This is a genomic window from Blautia sp. Marseille-P3201T, assembly GCF_900120295.1.
Taxonomy (GTDB): Bacteria; Bacillota; Clostridia; order Lachnospirales; family Lachnospiraceae; genus Blautia.
In genome coordinates this window covers 80,667-98,666 of sequence record NZ_LT635465.1, presented here as the reverse complement: position 1 = coordinate 98,666, position 18,000 = coordinate 80,667, and the positions used below count along the sequence as shown (strand labels likewise).

The 18,000-nt window shown below is 38.6% G+C and carries 11 protein-coding genes and 1 pseudogene; all 12 read left to right on the top strand.

Annotated elements, in window-relative coordinates; all coding sequences use genetic code 11:
- The first annotated feature begins 61 nt into the window (after nt 1-61).
- The 12 genes and pseudogenes from BQ7352_RS01025 (at nt 62) to BQ7352_RS00970 (ending at nt 17,942) form a co-directional block, all read left to right on the top strand.
- On the top strand, nt 62-958 hold the full coding sequence (locus BQ7352_RS01025) for a carbohydrate ABC transporter permease (RefSeq protein WP_200791355.1): 897 nt from the start codon (nt 62-64) through the stop codon (nt 956-958).
- A 12-nt stretch (nt 959-970) separates the two neighbouring features.
- The gene (locus BQ7352_RS01020; RefSeq protein ID WP_004220932.1) at nt 971-1,795 is read left to right on the top strand and encodes a carbohydrate ABC transporter permease; all 825 of its coding nucleotides are present in this window, start codon (nt 971-973) and stop codon (nt 1,793-1,795) included.
- A 13-nt stretch (nt 1,796-1,808) separates the two neighbouring features.
- Entirely contained in the window at nt 1,809-2,987 is a 1,179-nt protein-coding gene (locus BQ7352_RS01015; protein WP_072446189.1) for a glycoside hydrolase family 88 protein, read from the top strand.
- An 11-nt stretch (nt 2,988-2,998) separates the two neighbouring features.
- The gene (locus BQ7352_RS01010) at nt 2,999-4,378 is read left to right on the top strand and encodes a sulfatase family protein (protein WP_072446186.1); all 1,380 of its coding nucleotides are present in this window, start codon (nt 2,999-3,001) and stop codon (nt 4,376-4,378) included.
- Between the two features lie 57 nt (nt 4,379-4,435).
- Nucleotides 4,436-5,953, top strand: a complete 1,518-nt coding sequence (locus tag BQ7352_RS01005; RefSeq protein ID WP_072446183.1) for a sulfatase-like hydrolase/transferase — start codon at nt 4,436-4,438, stop codon at nt 5,951-5,953.
- Between the two features lie 205 nt (nt 5,954-6,158).
- Nucleotides 6,159-7,874 (top strand): ABC transporter ATP-binding protein, encoded by a 1,716-nt coding sequence (locus BQ7352_RS01000; RefSeq protein WP_072446180.1) that lies wholly within the window; start codon nt 6,159-6,161, stop codon nt 7,872-7,874.
- Nucleotides 7,875-7,876: 2 nt separating this feature from the next.
- On the top strand, nt 7,877-9,511 hold the full coding sequence (locus BQ7352_RS00995) for an ABC transporter ATP-binding protein (RefSeq protein ID WP_072446177.1): 1,635 nt from the start codon (nt 7,877-7,879) through the stop codon (nt 9,509-9,511).
- 41 nt (nt 9,512-9,552) lie between these two features.
- Nucleotides 9,553-11,334 carry a sensor histidine kinase gene (locus tag BQ7352_RS00990; RefSeq protein ID WP_072446173.1) on the top strand — a complete coding sequence of 594 codons (1,782 nt, stop codon included), beginning with the start codon at nt 9,553-9,555 and terminating at the stop codon, nt 11,332-11,334.
- 26 nt (nt 11,335-11,360) lie between these two features.
- Nucleotides 11,361-13,010, top strand: a complete 1,650-nt coding sequence (locus tag BQ7352_RS00985) for a response regulator transcription factor (protein WP_072446169.1) — start codon at nt 11,361-11,363, stop codon at nt 13,008-13,010.
- 237 nt (nt 13,011-13,247) lie between these two features.
- Complete coding sequence (locus tag BQ7352_RS00980) at nt 13,248-14,096, top strand: M15 family metallopeptidase (protein WP_072446165.1); 849 nt, start codon at nt 13,248-13,250, stop codon at nt 14,094-14,096.
- A gap of 211 nt (nt 14,097-14,307) precedes the next feature.
- Nucleotides 14,308-16,071: pseudogene (locus BQ7352_RS15115) on the top strand (ABC transporter ATP-binding protein).
- The gene (locus tag BQ7352_RS00970; RefSeq protein ID WP_072446162.1) at nt 16,068-17,942 is read left to right on the top strand and encodes an ABC transporter ATP-binding protein; all 1,875 of its coding nucleotides are present in this window, start codon (nt 16,068-16,070) and stop codon (nt 17,940-17,942) included. The pseudogene BQ7352_RS15115 and the gene BQ7352_RS00970 overlap by 4 nt, the downstream one beginning before the upstream one ends.
- Nucleotides 17,943-18,000 lie beyond the last annotated feature (58 nt).

Below are 18,000 nucleotides of genomic sequence, written 5' to 3'. Positions count from 1 at the left end.
AATGTAAAACGAACACAGACGGAAAGCCCTGTGTTCTGGAAAAGGAGAAAAGGATATGGCAATGACAGCAAAACAAAAAAAAGTCATAAAAAGAAATCTGATTGGATATTCATTTATTTTACCGAACTTTATTGGATATTTCCTGTTTATCTTTGTTCCTGTGGTATTTTCTTTCGTACTCAGCGTTATGAAATGGAACGGTTCTTCCAATACACCAATGGAGTTTGTAGGATTTGATAACTTTGTACGTTTAATGAGTGACTCCACTTTTAAAATGGCTGTGGGACACACCTTCTATTATGCAATCTTTACAGTACCTCTTACGGTTGCAGCAGCACTTTTGATCGCAGTTTTACTGAACAGCAAGATTAGAGGAATTGTTGTTTATCGTACTGCATTTTTCTTCCCTTACATTGCTTCTCTTGTAGCAGTAGGTGCAGTGTGGAACATGCTTTTCATGAAGGACGTAGGTCCGATCAATGAATTTTTAAGAGCAATTGGTATTTCCAATCCTCCGGGTTGGGTGGCATCTGTAAAATGGGCAATGCCGGCAATCATTATCGTAAGTGTTTGGAAATATATGGGATATTATATGATTGTATACCTTGCAGCTTTGCAGGGAATTTCAAAAGAACTTTATGAAGCAGCCAGCCTCGATGGAGCAACAGGCTGGAAAAAATTGAAATATATTACAATTCCAATGTTAAAACCAACAACATTCTTTGTTGTAATTATGTTGACAATTCAGTGCTTCAAGGTATTTGACTTGATTTACATTATGACAGGCGGTGGACCTGGACGTGCAACACAGGTTATGGTAAACCACATTTATGACGCAGCGTTTACAAACTTTGAATTCGGATACGCAAGTGCAAGTGCTATTGTATTGTTTGCTATCGTACTTGTTATTACATTAATCCAGTTCAGAGGCGAGAAGAAATTCACAGAGTGGATGTAAAGGAGTGACAATATGAAAGCAGAAAAAAGAAAAAAAATATTGATTTATATAGGTTTGACATTTCTGGCAGTATTGATGATTATTCCTTTTTACTGGATGTTAATTTCTTCTGTAAAGTTGAATAAAGACGTATTCAGTATTCCAATGGAATGGATACCAAGAAGTTTTCACTTTGAAAACTATCAGGAAATCTGGGAAAAAATCCCACTTTTAACATTCTTTAAAAACAGTACAAAACTGACAGTTATCACAACCATTATTCAGTTGGCAACAAGCTGCTTTGCAGCTTATGGATTTGCAAAACTGGAGTTTAAAGGAAGAGATTTCCTGTTCCTTGCTTATGTAACAACAATCGCTGTTCCATGGCAGGTATACATGGTTCCTCAGTTTACTATGATGTCCAAATTTGGTTTAAACAATACACATATCGGATTGATTATGCTTCATGCTTTCAGTGCCTTTGGTGTATTCCTTATGAGGCAGTTCTTCCTGAGTATTCCAAAGGAATTGTCAGAAGCGGCTCGAATTGACGGACTTGGTGAATACGGCATTTTTGCCCGCGTGGTATTACCTTTAGCGAAACCTGGTATTGCAACCTTAACTATTTTTACTTTTGTAAACGTATGGAACGATTTCATGGGCCCATTGATTTACTTAAACAGTACAGAGTTAAAGACAATTCAGCTTGGTATTCGTATGTTTATTTCTCAGTATGCAGCTGATTATGCTCTGATTATGGCAGCATCTGTATGTGCTCTGATTCCGGTAGTAATTATCTTTATTGCCTGTCAGAAATTCTTCGTAGAAGGTGTTGCAGCAAGTGGTATCAAGGGCTAAAAAGGAGAGAAATATGGCACAGACATTTGAAAACCTTGAGAAATATCAGGGATGCAGTCAGGAAATGATTGAGCAGGCAGTTCATCAGGCAACTGACATTGTAAAAGGAAATTTAAAAGATTTTACAGACTTTTTTCAGTCTCCTAATACAGAAAATGGATTTTACTGGCAGACAGAAAATGTAGAATGGACCACAGGCTTTTGGACAGGCGTGGTATGGCTGGCTTATGAGCTTACAAAGGATGAAGAATTTAAGAAAACAGGAGAAGTTCACGTAGACAGTTTCTTAAATCGTATTCAGAAAAAAATTGATGTGAATTACCACGATATGGGATTTCTTTACAGTCTTTCCTGTGTTGCGGCATATAAGCTTTGTGGAAGTGAGAAAGGAAAAGAGGCTGCTATTCTGGCAGCCGACCACCTGCTCACCAGATACAGAGAAAACGGAGAATTTATTCAGGCATGGGGAAATGTAGGTGACCCTAAGGATTATCGTCTTATTATTGACTGTCTGTTAAATCTTCCTTTATTATACTGGGCAACAGAGGTTACAGGAAATCCCGAATATGCTGAAAAAGCATGCAAGCATATTCATACGGCAATGCAGTGCGTGTTAAGAGAAGACCATTCTACTTATCATACCTACTATATTGACCCGGAAACAGGAAAACCTTCCTATGGCGTAACCCATCAGGGAAATCGAAATGGTTCTGCATGGGCAAGAGGACAGGCATGGGGTGTATATGGTGTTGCGTTAAGCTATCGCTATCAGCAAAATCCAGAGTACATTCAGATGTTTCGTGATGTAACCGATTACTTTATTGAACATTTACCGGAAGACTTAATTCCATATTGGGATTTTGACTTTGATACAGGAAGTACAGAGCCCAGAGACTCTTCTTCTTCCGCTATTGTTATCTGCGGCATTTATGAAATGCTTCCGTATCTGGAAAAAGAGGAAGCTGAGAAATATCGCATGGCGGCAGATAAAATGCTGTGTGCTTTAATTGAGAAATGTGCGGTAAAATCCATAGAACAGTCTAACGGACTTCTGTTACACGGCACTTATGCAAGAAGTTCCGAAGAAAACACCTGCAAGGACAGAGGTGTGGACGAGTGTAACACATGGGGCGATTACTTCTATTTAGAAGCGCTCCGAAGAAGATGCGGAACATGGAACCCTTACTGGTAAGGAGGAAAAGCATGAAGAAAAGACCAAATTTATTATACGTTTTTCTGGACCAGTGGAGATATCAGGCAATGGGATATGCAAAGGAAGATGAAGTGTGTACTCCCCACATGGACAGCTTTGCAAGGGAAAGCTTAGACTGCACAGAGGCAGTGAGCACCTTCCCCCTTTGTTCCCCGCACCGTGCGTCTCTGCTTACCGGAAAATATCCTTTCAGCGTAGGAATGTGGACAAACTGCAAAATCGGATTAAGCGAAATTTTAATGTTAAAGCCGCAGGAAACCTGTATCGGAAACGTGTTAAAGGATACAGGATACCACACAGGCTATATCGGAAAATGGCATTTAGATGCTTCTGAGCAGAATTTTGAGAAAAATCCTGTTTCAGGAGCAAAGGACTGGGATGCTTACACTCCGCCGGGAGAGAGAAGACAGGGATTTGATTACTGGCTTTCCTACGGCGCCTGTGATGAGCATTTAACTCCTCATTACTGGGCAGACACACCAAAGCAAATCAGACCGAACTGTTGGTCTCCGGAATTTGAAACAGATAAGGCGCTGGAATATATGGAAGGAAAGAAACAACAGGATGAACCCTTCGCCCTGTTTGTCTCTTACAATCCTCCCCACCTTCCCTATGAACTGGTGCCGGATAAATACTATGAAAAGTACAAAGACATGCCGGTGCATTTCAGAGAAAATGTGCCCAAGGAAAAGAGGACTCCGGAGATGGAGACCATTACCAGACAGTATTTTGCAGCAGTTTCCGGTGTGGATGAGCAGTTTGGAAGACTTTTGGATTTCTTAAAGGAAAATCAAATGGAAGAAGATACCATTGTGGTGCTCTCAGCCGACCACGGAGAAATGTTAGGCTCACATGGACGAATGAGTAAAAATGTGTGGTATGAAGAGTCTATCCACATTCCGCTGTATATTCGTCAAAAGGGGCGTCTTGCTCCTGCAAAATACAGTGAACTGGTAGCAAGTCCCGACCACATGCCTACACTTTTGGGACTTCTGGATATTCCTGTGCCGGATACCTGTCAGGGATTTAATCATGCGCCGGGAATACTGGGACAGGAAAGCAATGCGCCAAAGGATGCGTTTTTATGTTCTTATCCGGGAATGCCGGAAATGGTAGCAGCCTTTGAAAAACAGGGGCTGAACAGTAAGTGCTATGGCTGGCGAGGTATTCGGACACATACACATACTTTTGTAATAAATAATGGATATAAACCAGGAGAAAAACAGGTGAAAATGTTGTATAATAATGAAAAAGACCCTTATCAGCAAAATCCGTTGATGATTACCGAACTGAATGAGGAGCTTGCAGCAGATTATGAAAAACGTCTGCGGGAATATTTAGATATGCAGCAGGATCCGTTTCTTATGTAAAATCTAGGGGCTGTTGCTTAGGCAATGGCCTCTGTTTGTATTATCAGGAGGAAGACTATGAAGAAAAAACAGATTATTTTTATTATGACAGACACTCAGCGCACAGATATGCTGGGATGCTATGGAAATTCTGCAATGGTTACACCAAATTTAGACAGACTTGCGGCAGAGGGAATACGTTACGATAAAGCTTATACCACACAGCCTGTATGTCAGCCTGCGAGATCTGCGATTTTTACAGGCAGTTACCCTCATTCCTGTGCAGGATGGTCAAATTGTATGGGGCTTTCCGATAATGTGCAGAGCATCGGACAGCGATTAAGTGATGCAGGTATTCACACTGCTTATGTAGGAAAATGGCATCTGGATGGCGGAGATTATTTTGGACTGGGAAGATGTCCCAAGGGCTGGGATGAGGATTACTGGTATGATATGAAATGCTTCTTAGATGAACTGACACCGGAGGAAAGATACCGCATCCGCCAGATAGAAAGCATTGAAAAATACAACATTACAGAAGATATGACCTACGGACACCGCTGTGCAGACAGAGCAGTAGATTTTATTGAAAAGCATAAAGACGAAGATTATTTTCTGGTTATGTCCTTAGACGAGCCTCACGGTCCTCATATCTGTCCGAAAAAATATGTGGATTTGTATAAAGACTATGAGATACCGGTAAAAGAAAATATGAAGGATACGCTGGAGGATAAGCCGGAGCATCATAGAATTTGGGCGGGAGACGAATATCTAAAGGCATGCCGTGAAGACTTTAAGCTCAGTCCAAAAGAATTTTTAGGCTGTAACACCTTTGCAGATTATGAAATCGGCAGGGTTTTGGATGCGGCGGCGCAATATGAAGATGAGCCGATTATTATTTATACTTCTGACCACGGAGATATGATGTACGGACATTCCCTTACAGGAAAAGGACCTGCTTTATATGAAGAAATTACACATATTCCGCTGATGATTAAAGGCTTTGGAAAAGGTGTGGATAAAAATCCTGTTTCTCACATCAACTTAGCGCCTACGATTTTTGATATGTTTGGCGTGCCAATTCCAAAGATGTTTGAAGGCAGAAGTATCTTTGAGGAAGTGAAAAATCCGGAAGTACGCTGTAATGACTATGTATTTATGGAATTTGGTCGTTATGAGGTAGACCATGACGGATTTGGCGGTTATCAGCCTCTTCGAGGCGCTTTTGACGGACGTTATAAGATGGTAATTAACCTTATGACCAGTGATGAGCTGTATGATTTGCAGGAAGATCCGCAGGAGATGAAAAACCTGATTAACGAGCCGGGCTATGATGAAATCAGAAAGAGACTGCATGAGGCAATTCTGGATAATATGTATAATACAAGAGATCCTTTCAGAGGATATTACTGGGAAGACCGTCCATGGCATCACATCACAGAATATAAAACGTGGGACAGCAGACTGATGACACGTCAAAGAGAAAATGAGGAATACGAGCCAAGACAGTTAGACTACGGAACAGGGCTTCCGATGACTTCTGCTGTGAGAAAAAAAGGCGAGTCAGATGCCAAATTTGCGGGGAAAAATAAATAATTACGGGAATGTACGCAAAACAACATAAAGGAATGTGGCTACAAATTTTAGAGATTTGTAGCCACATTTTTTTACGTTGTAACAGAAATTATCATATTATGTTGAATAAAAGAAGGAAATAATAGAATATTCAAGAATTGTATATAGATATACACGAATATTTTTTGTAAAATATTTAAAAACTTTAGAAGGATGAGAGGCGAAAATGGTGAAACGAGTTATTAAAAATTGGAAACCAATTTTTAAAATAGCAGAAGTATCCGGGGTTTTTCTTGGTGGAATTATGTTGGTACTTATATTTCGAGGCGGGTTTGATGTAATGGAAACGTGGATGCTGCGTATGCTTATAGATGCTGCAAAAGAAAATCAAGCAATCATAGGCATGTGTATATTTTTGTTTTGTTTGATTTTAGCGGAAGGCATCATGGGAATTATATCCGGAATGTGGATTGGCAGGACTGTAATAAAAGGAAGAAAAAATATTCAGATGCATTTAATGAATAAATTGCTGGATTGGCCTCATAGCACTCTTTCAGATATGGGAACAGGAGAAATTTTGACACGTTTGCAAACAGATAGCCGCCAATGTGTGGAAAGTATTCGATACTTTTTACAGACGGTGGTGTATGGGGGGATTCTTTTCATTTGGCCAATTATTATCTGCTTTTTTATAAGCTGGCAATTAACTCTTTTAAGCATCCTTATGGTTCCGCTTATTTTTGTTTGTGCAAAAAAATTCAGTGTCAAGATTGGTGCTGCTTCGGAAGAATTACAAAATAAAGAGGGAAAAGCAAATAAAATATTTCAAGAATGTGTTTGGCAGATACCGACAACAAAAGCATATTCTGCCCAACAAGAATGGACTGGTTATTTAAACCAAACATTTTGTGAATTATATCGGGCAAAAAATAAAAAAGTGTTTTCTCAGTTGGTTTATGAGCCGTTTTTAAATATTATTCAGATACTTCCTCAAATTGTAATTATAGCAGTGGGCGGTTGTTTGCTTATACAGCATAAAGTTACAGTAGGAGATTTATTACTGTTTACTATTTTTTTAGGCTATATTACAAATGGAATGATGGGAATTCCACAATGGTTGGCACAGTATCGACAATTTTCAGGACACAGAAAAAGAATTTTTGAAATTCTGCAAATTCCATTTTTTTCGGGGAAAGACGTGGAAAAGGAAGAAAAGCCGGATATTATTTTAAACAGTATGGAGTTTATGTATGCTAATAGAAAATTCGGGATAAGCGATATTTCAGTAGAAATCGAAAAAGGAATGCATGTTGCCATTGTAGGAGAAAGTGGATGTGGTAAAACAACATTGTTGAAAACCATTGCCGGTTTAAATAGACCGCAAAAAGGAGAAGCATTTGTATTGGGCTATGATTTATTTCAATGCCGGCCGGAACAACTGTATTGTCATTTAGCATTAGTGTTGCAGGACACGTATTTGTTTCCGGGAACAATCAGAGAAAATCTGATTGCCGGAAACAGGAATATTTCTTTGGAGCAATTAGAAAATGCATGTAAAAAAGCTAAGATATGGGAATGGATTTGCAAGCTTCCGAAAGGACTTGATACAACTCTTTCGGAGTTCTCCAGTAATATTTCAGGAGGACAAAAGCAGCGAATTGGTATTGCAAGGGCAATTTTGCGTAAAGCAGATGTATGGCTTATAGATGAACCTACCAGCTCTTTAGATTATCAGACTGCTCAGGATATTTTAAATAATCTTAGGGATATTACCCGTACATATACGACGGTTACAGTTACTCATGATATGAGCAATATGTCAGAGTATGATTTTATTTTAGTTATGGAAGATGGAAAATTGGTGCAAACAGGAACCCACTTTGAATTGTTGAAAAAAGAAGGTGTTTATGCAAAACTCTATGAAAAGGAGAGAAATGAATAGAAATGGGGAAAATACAGTTATTTGAAAAAAAACACAAGCTGGCGTTGGGGTGTGGATATGTTCTCTATCCATTAGCAAAATGTGGCTCTACCTTACTTTTGGCATCTTTATTTAGCCAAGTGTTTGCCCTTATTACAAATTCCAAAAACCAAAGACAGTTTCTTAGTTTAGTAGCGATAAATCTTCTTTTGGTGGCAGGCTGCATTTTTTTGATGGTTATTTCCAAGTGTATTATTCAAATTTTTTTGAATAAAGCAATTATAGGATTGAAAAAAAATTATGTGACTCATTTGCAAAATATGTCATTAAAAGAATTGCAGGGACAGCATAGTGGACATTGGCTGTCAATTTTAGAAAAAGATATTCAAAAAGTAGAAACATTTTTGGGAACGACAATGATACAGTCTGTTTTGCCCATTGTCATAGGTGGAGTTTGTATTATTTCTATTTTTTTGAAAACATGGCAAATTGGTATGGTAGTTTTAATATTGTCGGTGTCTTCTCAGATAGTAAATAAGTATTATGGAAAAAAACATCGGTATTATCAACAGACAATTGCAGAAGAGGAAGAAAAAATACAGGAATGCGAAACGGATTGTATTGCAGGAGAGGAAACAATTCGTGTATATCAATTAAAAAGCTTTGTATTAGACAAGGTAGAAAAATTATTTTGTAAAGTAAATGAAAAAGAAGATAAATATCTAGAACAAAGAACGCTACATTATTTTATTAGCGGAATTTTAGGAAGCTTAACAATGCTGACACCGATTGTTTATGGCATGTTGCTTGTTTCCAAAGGGGAGTATGAGATTTCAGAAATTATGTATAGTGTTCAGCTTTGTGGAAATGTAGGTTGGTTTTTGGGAAGTATTGCTTCTTCTATAGAAGAAATCAGTAAATACAAGGTTTCTTATAATCGTATTAAACATGTAATAGAAATAGAAGAAGATAGGAGCAGTCTCATAGAGAAAAAAGGGACAAATTATGTGTTAAGAGCAGAAAAATGGTCGGTAGGTTATGGGGAGATAAAAGTTATAGACGAGATCAATTTTCAGGTGGAAAAAGGGAAATACATTGTTATAGTAGGAAAATCGGGAAATGGTAAAAGTACTTTATTAAAAGGGATTAAAGGACTGGCAATGTCAACAGGAAAGTTATCATGTGATTTTGATAATAGAAAATCTCAGAGGGAAGTATTCGGCAGTGAAATTATTTATATTCCCCAAAATGTTGAATTGTTTGAGGACTCCTTTTTAAATATTCTTACATATTGGAAAAAGATAGACATGGAAGAAATAGAGTTATGCTGTAAAAGATGCTGCATTCATGATTTTATTCAGAAGCAACCTCAGGGATATGAAACGATGATAAGAGAGAGGGGAAGTAATCTTTCAGGTGGACAAAGACAGAGGCTTGCTATTGCAAGGGCATTGCTTAAAAAACCTCAAGTGTTATTGCTGGATGAGTCAACGTCTGCTTTAGATGAAAAAACAGAAAAGCAGCTTTTCAAGAATATAAGAGAAGCTTATCCGCAGATGACGATACTATCTGTTACTCATAGGCTGGGGGAGATGGAAAATGCAGATGAAGTATGGAAAGTAGAAAATAGCAATTTAGAGATTATGTCTTTGAATTAAAAAGGGGAATATGGTAAAATTTTAATAAATGGGGGATTGATATGAAGAAAATCAAGAAATGGATGTATTCTCTTAGAGGAAAGATTATTATTTATAATTTAATTATGGTAATTGTGGTAGCTTTGTTGGGAAGTATTGTAACGTATAAAACAGCATTGGATCGTTCTCAAAAAGTTATCAAACAGTCTATGAGCCAGCGGATAGAAGGCGTTTCCGATAAGTTTCAGGTAGCTTACGAGGAAATGATGAACATTGTGCTAAACTGCACAGGCAGAAAATCCATGAATTTAGGAAGTCTGGATTTTACCCAGCAGCCTTCCCAGAGAAAACAGGCGTTGATGAATAATGAACTGATGAGTGATTACTGTGCGATTTCGGGATATGGCAGTTATATTTCCAAGCTGATGATGGCAGACAAGGAAGGTCATTTCATTCAAACAGGCAGTGACGTGGGAAGTACAGATGATTTTGAAAAGCTTATGGAAACCGGCTGGTTTGAGCAGGAATTGGCGAAGGAAACAGGAGATTATAAAGTCAGCGTGGTAAAAAATCCTTTTTTCGGAGGAAAAGGGGAGAAAATGATACCCATTATCCGTCCTTTGGATAATACAGGACTTATGCGGAAAGAAGGCTGGGTTTTCTTAGGAATATCCGCAAAATTATTTGAAGACGAGCTGGCACGGTCTGACAGCGGAAACACTATGATAGCAGTTACCGGCACAGGAGATTTAATTGCCGAAGTAAAAACAGAGGAATTAAAGGAGAAGGAGCTTTCTCAAATTACAGAGATGCTTTTAAAGAAAACGGAAAATACAGGTGTAATCGAAGAAAAAACGAGCAGTGGACAGTGGTTTATTTCTTATGCAAAAAGTCCGGAAACAGGAATTTTAACCTATGAAATGATGCCTGTAAAGGAAGCATTAAATGAAAGAGTGATTATTGTCCGTATGGCAGGGGTGCTGTTCTTTGTCTGTCTTTTACTGGGGATGCTGTTATCGGTGCTTTCCTCAAAGCGAATAAGAAAGCCCATTGATTTGCTTACGGCTCAGGTCAAGAAAATTGGAGGCGGGGATTTTAGCAGAAATCCGCAGATTGAGACAGAGGATGAAATCGGAGAAATCGGAAAAGGCATTAACCACATGAGCACGAAGATTGAGCAGCTTCTGAAAAAGAATGTGGAGGATGAAAGGGAGAAGAAAAATCTGGAAATTAAAATGTTGCAGGCACAGATAAATCCTCATTTTCTGTATAATACCTTAGACTCCATTCGCTGGATTGCAGTTATTCAGAAGAATACAAGTATTGTGAAAATGGTCACAGCTCTTTCAAGCCTACTGAAAAATATGGCAAAGGGATTTAATGAGAAGGTTACGTTAAAGGAAGAACTGAACTTTTTACAAGACTATATTATTATAGAAAAGATGCGTTACATGGAAATGTTTGACGTGGAAATTTCTGTGGAGGATGAAAAGCTATACAATGCAAGGATTATTAAACTGACGCTTCAGCCTTTGGTAGAAAATGCGATTTTTTCAGGCATAGAACCAATGGGAGAAAACGGAGTCATTGCCATTCATGTGAAAAGTCAGGAAAACACCCTTTGCATTTTTGTAAGGGACAATGGCGTGGGAATTCCGGAAGAAAAGATAGAGAAGATATTAAAAGGGAAAGAAAAGCGCAAAAACGACACTATGAGCGGTATCGGACTTCCGAATGTAGACCAGAGGATTAAGCTGGTATACGGAGAAGAATACGGACTTTCCATAGAAAGCAAGGTAGGCGAATATACAGAAATCCAAGTTCGCATACCGATAGAATACTAATTTAGACATAAGGTGAGGGAAAAGAAATGTATCAGGTTTTACTTGTAGATGATGAGCCGTTAATTTTAACAGGCATTCAATCTATGATAAATTGGGAAGATTATGATTGTGTTATTGCGGACAGAGCAAGCAATGGAAAGCAGGCTTTGGAAAAAATGGAGCAAAATATGCCGGATATTGTAATTACAGATATTAAAATGCCGGTTATGACAGGAATTGAATTTATGCAAGCGTGCCGTGACAAGGGATATGATACGGTATTTATACTTTTGACAAATTTAGAGGAATTTTCGCTGGCAAAAAGTGCTCTTTCTCTGGGTGCATCAGACTATCTGGTAAAAATGGAAATGACACCTGAAATGATGGGAGAAAGTTTAAAGCGAGCAATAGAACTTTGTAATCAAAAACGTATCTTGTCAGATAAGATATCTCACAGGGAATTTCACCCTAAAGATGTAAAGCAGACTGCAGCAGGATTTTTTAGAGATGTGCTGGAAAAGGCAGGGGAGATTTCAGATGAATTTAAGAGAAAATGGGAAGAACCTGTAGAAAAAATGGAGTTGGAACATCTTTACCAAAATGGGATAATGCTGTGGATACGTCCTTATAAGGACAGAGAATTATTTGAGAATGTTTCTGATGAAGACCGCAAAGAGATGTTAGATTATGCGCAAAGTTTGATGGAGCAATTTATGAATCGTATTCATTCCGGCTGCTGTACGTTAGTCTGGAAGCGAATTGGGATTTTAGCTATTCTTCCAGGACAGAATAGAACAGAAAAATACTATCGGGAAGCCGGGAAAAAAATCAGTAATATTTTAGAGGATTATTTTGGATGTCAGACTTTGGTGGCAGTCAGCGCTCCTATGGAGGATATTTGGGAGGGAAGTAAAAATGCTTTATCCCAGATAAAGAAAATGCAGGAATTTTATTATTACCACAGTGAAGAACCGGTGCTTTTATCTGCAGATGTGGGCATGGATTTTAGAAAAGAACATCATGTGCGTCATGATACTTTTGATATCAGTTTTTTGAAAAAGGATTTGAGACAAGCTCTGGTACAGCAGGATAAAGAAAAAGTAAACAGTGTTTTTGAAGAACTGGCGGAGCTGTTTACAGAGTTTCATCCGGCAAAGGAGCAGATTGTCAATGCCTGTGCTAATTTATATTATTTCTTTCTTTCCTACGTGGAAGAGGATGCTGTTATAAAGCAAGAAATGCCCTATCCATCTGTAGTTATGGGAGTTTTACAGGAATGCTTTACATTAAGGGAACATACCCGCTGGCTGCTGAAATTTGGAAATTGGGTAGTAAATACTATGGAAAATTTCCATGGTGGAAGTAAAACAGATAAAATTGTAGAGGCGGCTAAGGAGTATGTACGAGAAAATTATGGAGAGAAACTGACTTTGGCTGCTATTGCATCAAAAATCGGAATTAGCCAGGGCTATTTATCCAGCGTATTCAAAAAGCAGACAGGTGGAAATTTGAATGATTATATCAATCAGATAAAAATAGAAAAGGCAAAAGAGCTCTTGGAAAAACACGAGTATATGATGTATGAGATTTCCGATATGCTGGGATTTGAAAATCCTTATTATTTCAGTAAGGTATTTAAAAAGTTAACGGGAATTACACCTAGTGAATATGAAATACACAAAGCAGCACAAAATTAAAAGTATATAATGAAAATCTAAAAAAAGAGAAAAATGTAAGAAAAGAGTGCTTCCTCGCCTGCGTATGTGGTATAATAATTGCACGATGTGCAATTTAAGCCGATTTCATCGGCTTACTGCCGTATGGCAGATTATACCAGGCAAGCCACGGCTTGAAAAGTAAATACCCTATCGGGTGCTTCCTTTTCTGCGCACGTGGTATAATAGAGCTGTTACTTTAATGAATAAGGATGTAGTATGAGAATGAGAAGAAGACGATATAAGGGAGATATACGCAGGATACGGCAGAGAAACGGCAGAATTTTCTTAGTTATTTGTCTTGTTGTTTTTGGTGCGGCAGCAGTTTGGATTTCCATAGATGAGGAAAAATCAGAAGAAAAAGCAAAACAGGCATATAAAGAGCAGATATCCAAGGAGGAACAGGAGGATGAGCAGGAGCCGCAGGTAAATGTTGAGCCCACAGGTCCTGTTCTGGCAGATGAAACGGAGAAACAGCAGTGGTATTTAAGACTGGTAAATAAAGACCATCCTATGACAGAGGCAGATGTGCCGGAGGTTGCCATAGAGACTGTGGATGCCAATGGATATCAAGTAGACGTGCGGATTATGCAGGATTTAGAGGCTATGTTTGCTGACGCAAGAGCAGCCGGAAGAAATCCTATGATTTGCTCTGCTTTCCGAGAGTGGGATATGCAGGTTTCTCTTTATGAGAATAAAATTGAAAGAGTTATGCAGGAGGAAGGTTTAACTCAGGAAGAAGCGGCAATTAAGGCATCTACAGTAGTGGCGAAGCCGGGCACCAGCGAGCATCAGGTCGGGTTGGCTCTTGATATAGTGTCTTCTGACTATCAGGAACTTGATGAGGCACAGATGGAAACAGAAGACCAGAAATGGCTAATGGAAAATTCGTGGAAATACGGTTTTATTTTGCGTTATCCTATGGATAAAAGTGATATTACCGGTATAATTTTTGAACCATGGCATTATCGTTATGTAGGGAAAAAGGCAGCAAAGGAAATTACAGAGCAAAATATCACTTTAGAAGAATATGTAGGTGCAGGACCGGTACAGACGCCTGTATTTTAAGAACAGAAAGGGTTGTGAAGGAAAAGAGGTTTCTTTCACAACCTTTTTGACATGATGCGCATGTACTGCATCATTCTGCTGAAAGTGAACGAGACAGTACACTAGGAACATATTTTTACTTGGTATCTTGACATTAAAATTTCATTTTCTTATAATAGTTCTACCGAAATAGTTAGGGAGCTAACAATTAAAAAAGAAGGGAGAGAAATATATGATTAAAACCTTGGCAGCACAGGTAAAAGAGTTTAAAAAAGACTCTGTGTTGACACCGATTTTTATGATTTTAGAGGTTTTATTTGAAACCATGATACCGTTTTTAATGGCGTCTATCATTGACAAAGGCGTGGAAACGGGAGATATTTGGCATATCTGTAAAGTGGGAGCTGTGATGGCAGTGCTGGCACTTTGCGGACTTTGGGCAGGTGTGATGGGAGGAAAATATGCGTCAAGAGCATCTGCCGGTTTTGCCAGAAATTTAAGAAAAGCAATGTATGATAACATTCAGACCTTTTCATTTTCCAATATTGATAAATTCAGCACAGCAGGTCTGATTACACGTCTGACAACAGATGTTACGAATTTATAAATGGCATATCAGATGCTTTTGCGTATGTTTACAAGAGCTCCGGCAAGTTTAATTTGTGCCATGGCTATGGCATTTACGATTAATGCAGAACTTGCAAGTATTTATTTGGTGGCAGTAATCGGATTGGGAATTTGCCTTGTCTTGATTATGAGCAGGGCCACAAAATATTTTCAGCAGGTTTTCAAGAAGTATGATGAATTAAATGCCAGTGTACAGGAAAATATTACGGGTATTCGCGTGGTAAAAGCTTATGTGCGCGAAGACTATGAGAATAATAAGTTTTTTAAAGCGGCAGAAAATGTATATAAGATGTTTATCAAGGCAGAAAATATTATTGTTGCCAATATGCCGCTTATGATGTTTGCTGTTTATGCCTGTATTTTGGGATTAAGCTGGCTGGGAGCGAACATGATTGTAGTGGGAAATCTTACAACAGGAGAGCTGATGAGCCTTTTGACTTACTGCATGAATATTATGATGAGCCTTATGATGCTTTCCATGATTTTTGTTATGGTTACTATGAGTTTTGCTTCTGCAGAGCGTATTACAGAGGTCCTGAATGAGAAAGCTGATATCTGCAATCCAGAGAACCCGGTAAAAGAAGTAAAAGACGGAAGTATTGTATTTAAAGACGTAAGTTTTTCCTACAAGAAGGAAAGTAAAGAGTCTGTGCTTTCTCATATTAATCTTGAAATCGCTTCCGGTGAAACGATAGGAATTATTGGTGGTACAGGAAGTGCGAAATCCAGTCTGGTAAATTTAATCAGTCGTTTGTATGATGTAACAGATGGTGAAGTTTTGGTAGGCGGTATAGATGTAAGAAACTACGATTTGGAAGAACTTCGAAATCAGGTGGCTGTTGTATTGCAAAAAAATGTGCTTTTCAGTGGTACGATTTTAGAAAACCTCAGATGGGGAAATAAGGATGCCACAGAAGAGGAATGCAAAAGAATGTGTGAGCTTGCATGTGCAGATGAGTTTATTGAAACAATGCCTGAAAAATATCATACTTACATAGAACAGGGAGGAAGCAACGTTTCCGGTGGACAGAAACAGAGACTTTGTATTGCGAGAGCGCTGTTGAAAAAACCGAGAATTTTGATTTTAGATGACTCTACCAGTGCAGTAGACACAGCAACAGATGCGAAAATCAGACAAGCTTTTGCACAGGAAATTCCGGATACTACAAAGCTGATTATTGCCCAGAGAATTTCCAGCATTAAAAATGCAGACCGGATTATTGTTATGGAAGAAGGCAAAATCAACGGTATGGGAACTCATGAAGAACTGATGGAAACCAATGCTATTTATCGTGACGTTTACCAGTCACAAAATCAGGGCGGCGGCGACTTTGATGAAAATGTAAAACAGGGAGGTGAAAAGGAGTGAAAAAGGACGGAAAAAAGAAAGGCGACTCAGGAAAGCTGTTAAAACGAGTTTTTCAGTATGTAGGAAAGAATTACAAATACCATTTGATTTTTGTTCTTATTGGGATTTTTGTCAGCGTTCTTGCCAATGTACAGGGAACCATGTTCATGAAGACCATGATTGACGATTATATTATTCCTCTGACACAGGCAAAAGTGCCCGACTTCGCTCCTTTTGCATGGGCGATTGCCAGAGTGGCAGGCTTTTATCTCATTGGTGTTTTATGTGCTTATATGTACAATAAAATCATGATTTATGTAACGCAGGGAACATTGAAAAATCTGCGAAACGATATGTTTGCAAAGATGGAAAGCCTTCCTGTAAAATACTTTGATACCCATCCCCACGGGGACATTATGTCTGTATACACCAACGATATTGATACGTTAAGGCAGATGATAAGTCAGAGTATTCCACAGATGATTTCCAGCTTTCTTACGATTGTCAGTGTGTTCATCAGTATGTTGATTTTAAATATTCCCCTTACAGTGGTAACGGTAATTATGCTGGGACTAATGATGCTGGTGACAAAGAAGATTGCAGGACTTTCCGGAAAACATTTTATGGCGCAGCAGGTGAATATTGGTAAAGTAAATGGCTACATTGAAGAAATGATGGAGGGACAGCAAGTAGTAAAAGTTTTTTGTCACGAAGAAGAAGCCATAGAAGCTTTTGACAAAATTAATAATGAGCTTTTTAAAAGCGCAGATAATGCCAATAAATTTGCTAATTATTTAGGACCGGTAAATGCACAGCTGGGAAATATTAATTATGTCGTGTGTGCGGTTGTAGGAGGAATTCTGGCGATTAATGGTATCGGCGGATTTACATTGGGAGGACTTGCCAGCTTCCTTACCTTTAACAGAAGTATTGCAGGACCGGTAAATCAGATTAGCCAGCAGTTGAACAGTATTGTTATGGCTCTGGCAGGAGCTAAGAGGATTTTTGAACTCATGGATGAAAAGCCGGAAGAAGATGAAGGATATGTAGAGCTGGTTTATGCCAAAAAGGAAAACGGACAGATTACGGAAAGTAGCGAGCGTACCGGACATTGGGCCTGGAAACACTATCATCAAGCTGACGGAACTACCACTTATGTGGAACAGCAGGGAGATGTGGTGCTGGATGATGTGGATTTTGGTTATACAGATGAAAAAATTGTGCTTCACAATATTAAGCTGTATGCAAAACCAGGTGAAAAGATTGCTTTTGTAGGTTCTACCGGTGCAGGAAAAACAACCATTACAAATCTTTTAAATCGTTTTTATGATATTCAGGATGGTAAAATCCGTTATGACGGAATTAATATTAATAAAATTAAGAAAGGCGATTTAAGACGTTCTCTGGGAATTGTACTGCAGGATACAAATCTCTTTACTGCTACGGTTATGGACAATATCCGTTATGGAAAGCTGGATGCCACAGAGGAAGAAATTATTCAGGCAGCGAAGCTGGCAAATGCAGATGGATTTATCCGCAGACTGCCGGAAGGATATCAGACCATGCTGACCGGCAATGGAGCAAATTTAAGTCAGGGACAAAGACAGCTTCTGGCTATTGCAAGAGCAGCAGTTGCAGATCCTCCGGTACTTATTTTAGATGAAGCTACAAGTTCTATTGATACCAGAACAGAAAAACTGGTTCAAGAAGGTATGGACAGGCTGATGGAGGGAAGAACGACTTTTGTTATTGCACACAGACTTTCTACTGTGAAAAACAGTGATTGTATTATGGTTTTGGAAAAGGGAAGAATTATAGAGCGTGGTTCACACGATGAACTGATAAAACAAAAAGGCAAGTATTATCAGCTTTATACAGGAAACGGAGTATAAATCTTTATACGGTCTTAATACTTCATGCAATTTATTTACACATTCTTTATATCACAGG